The sequence below is a fragment of the Haladaptatus sp. genome, assembly GCF_049589095.1.
GTDB lineage: Archaea > Halobacteriota > Halobacteria > Halobacteriales > Haladaptataceae > Haladaptatus.
On the sequence record NZ_JBAWAC010000527.1, the window covers coordinates 1 to 2,960 of the forward strand.

At 62.7% G+C, this 2,960-nt stretch carries 2 protein-coding genes; one reads left to right on the forward strand and one right to left on the reverse strand.

Translation table 11 applies throughout. From position 1 onward, the window contains the following. The first annotated feature begins 227 nt into the window (after positions 1–227). Positions 228–542 (forward strand): hypothetical protein, encoded by a 315-nt coding sequence (locus WBV42_RS16485; protein ID WP_423986990.1) that lies wholly within the window; start codon positions 228–230, stop codon positions 540–542. A gap of 102 nt (positions 543–644) precedes the next feature. On the opposite strand, the gene WBV42_RS16490 is transcribed toward WBV42_RS16485, so the two are convergent. Next, positions 645–2,702 (reverse strand): glucan 1,4-alpha-glucosidase, encoded by a 2,058-nt coding sequence (locus WBV42_RS16490; protein WP_423986991.1) that lies wholly within the window; start codon positions 2,700–2,702, stop codon positions 645–647. Positions 2,703–2,960 lie beyond the last annotated feature (258 nt).

Below are 2,960 nucleotides of genomic sequence, written 5' to 3' on the forward strand. Positions count from 1 at the left end.
CCGCTTTGTGTCGATAGTACATCAAGCTATTGCACGTCTAAGAACAACGAAGACGGCGGGCGTATCCCCTCCCTACTCCCTCCGGTCGTTGAGGAAGGGGCCTTACCCGCCTGCAATTCAGGTAAAATCATCGAGATAGTCGATCATCCAACTGGGTCCCCCACGGCAGATTCGCGTAAGGAGAAGAGTATTATGCTCCGATATTTATTCTACAAATTACTGTGGATGTGAATTCCCTACGGACTGATGGATGGGAAGACGCTGCTGCGTTTCTCGTGATGGCGATGGTGGCGGTGTATTTCTGGTACACGAACGACCTCTATCTGAACTGGCCGGTCGTCGTCGTCGGTATCGGCGCAGGTGTGGTGATATATAAAACGTATGAGATTCCGGATGACCACCCCGTGGCCGGATTCCCGCTCACGATGACGTTCGTCGTCGTGATGGTCGCGGCACTTTTGACGAAATCGCTGGTCGCTGGGGTCGTCGCCGCGTTGGCAGTTGCGACCGCAATCAAAGTTTACGAAGTGTACCTGTCGTAACGAGTGTGACGCTGCTGTCGGCAGCGAAAACCGAATACCGCTCTTGTGAAAGGAATTCTGGAGGGCCTTCGAACACGAAAACTCTCCCTCCGAACACCGATTTCAGTCCAACGACGGTTTCACTTCTTCCGATTCCAACGCACCCCGTTCGTCCAGCGCCGCGACCGTCGCCAGTCGAATCGCGTGGGGCCACCCGAGCGGCGTCGCGCTGTCGGCCTCGCCCACGTCGAAGTACTGTTCCGGGAGGTAGCCGGTTTCGGCACAGAGCGAACCGCCGGGCAAGAGCAACGAAAGGAGGTCGCGCGAGCGGCGGGCGAACTCGTCGGCGCGGCGGTCGTCACGCTCGGAGAGCAGGTCCGCGAGTTCGCTCGCGGCGTTGGCTCCCCACGCCGTCGAAACCGTCCAAATCTTCGGGGACGTCTGCTCGCGCACGCGCCAATCGTCACCGTCGAACCGCGCGAGGCCGCGAATTTCGCTTTCCTCGGGATCACGCCAGAGACCGTCGAGGACGGCTTCGGTGTGGGAGACGAGTCGGTCCACCTGCTCGGAGTCGAGGTCGACGACCGATGCGGCCGCGCGGTATGCGGCCGCGAGCGCGAGCGCGCTCGAATCGCGGCGCTCGTCGCGGTCATCTTCGATGAGTCGAAGCGCGTAGAACTCGCCCGTCCAGAGGCGGTCGAGTCCGGCGAGCACCGATTTCGTTCCCTCCAGCGCTCGGTCCTGAACGTCGTCCGAGACGGGCGCGCGCGCGAGTTCCGCGTAGGCTTCGAGGTACGTCGCGGCGGTGTGTGCGAAGCGCCCGGTCATGTTCTCCCACGCGTTCTGGCAGTGGATCGGCAGGCCATCCGCTTCGAGGGTGTCGTCCAATCCGTCGAGCGCGGCACGAAGGGTTCCTTCGATTTCGGTTTCGAGTTCCGCATCGAGGTCGGACGTTCGCAGATAGGTGGCGAGGAAGGCGATCACGCTTCCCGTCTGGTCCGCTTGATAGTCCGCGCCGTCACCGGCCTCGACGCGGGCGTTCGCCCATCCCGGTGCGATGGTCCCATCACGGGGCCAGACGCGGTGGGGCCACGTGCCGTCCGGGCGTTGGGTTTCACAATACAACCGAGCGCTTTTCTCGTGCCAGTCGGCCAGCGAGAGGTCAAAGTGGTCGTCAGCCGTGAGTAAAAAGCGGGAGATTTCCGCATCGTCGCGGAACCACGTGTAGCCGTACCCCCCCGAGTACTGGTAGAACGGGTCGAAATCCGGCCCGGCGATTCGCGCCCCCGTCTCCGCCGACAAAAACGAGAGCACCCGGAGGTCGTCGGTGATAGCGTCCGTCGTCGGCGCGTCGAGCGTCGCATCGAGGGGGTTCCGGGACGTCTCGTCGGTGGCGAGGGACCGAATTCGGGCGGGTGAATCGTACTCCGAAGCGAGTTCCCGAACCCGACGGAGGGCGTCCTCGCGGGGGAGTTCACGGTGGTCGGCGAGCAGGGAAACGAACGTCGTCCCACCATCGAACGGGAGGGAGACGACGAGTTCACCGCTGAGGCGACTCTCCTCGTAGCGGCCGGTGTCGGCGATACCGGGTACCGCGTTGGGTTGCTCGGAGAGTAGCGCGGCGAAATCCGCCGAAACCAGCCCATCTATTTCGGTCGGTTCGACGGACATCCCGAGATAATCGTGTTCCTCGGTGTGGTACACCTCTATCACGTCGCCGTGGCGGAGTTGCCCGATTCTGTCGTCCCGGCCGTCCGGCGCGAACCCGAAGTAGGCGACGAGTTCGTCGGGCGCATCGTTTTCGTCGGCATCGTCAACCGCGAAGTGGGTGAAGTGGAAATCACCGAACGTTAGATCGTACTGCGTGATGGACCAGTCCGTGGTTCCGTGCTCGGTGACGACGAGGGCGCTCCCCTCGTGATATCGTTGCGTCGAATCGACGGCGTCGAACCACACGATGTCGGCGTTTCCGTCCCTCCGAACCCCGAATCGTGAGCGGTCGAGTCCGTAGCGGCCGGAGAGCGGGTAGGAGTAGTCGCGGAGCGACCCGTGCGGGCCGACGTGGACGAGTCGAGCGTCGAAACCGGAGAACCGGCCCGCCGTCGTCCGGCGCTCACCGGGGAAGCGGGTCGCGTTCCCGCGGTGGCGTTTGAAATCGGAAAGTGCGTCGCGGAGCGTCATCAGGTAGCACCACGAGTCGGGGTGGTAAAAGGCTTGGTGAAATAATCCTTCACAGATTCTGATCGGAACGCAAGATAGTTATAACTCCCCTGTGGCGTGAAACACATGCACACTGCTGATCCCCCTCGATTCACGACGGTCGGAGCGGCGGTCGAACTCGCGCCGCACGACCCGAATCCGAATGGAGAGTACGAGTGGCACCTCGAAACGCGCCCGGACGGCAGTTCGGCGGTCGTGGACGACGCGCCGGTCATCCAC

Bases quoted from the DNA above. Each gene is read 5' to 3' on its own strand.
- WBV42_RS16490 (WP_423986991.1), bottom strand. From the start codon at position 2,702: ATGACGCTCCGCGACGCACTTTCCGATTTCAAACGCCACCGCGGGAAC.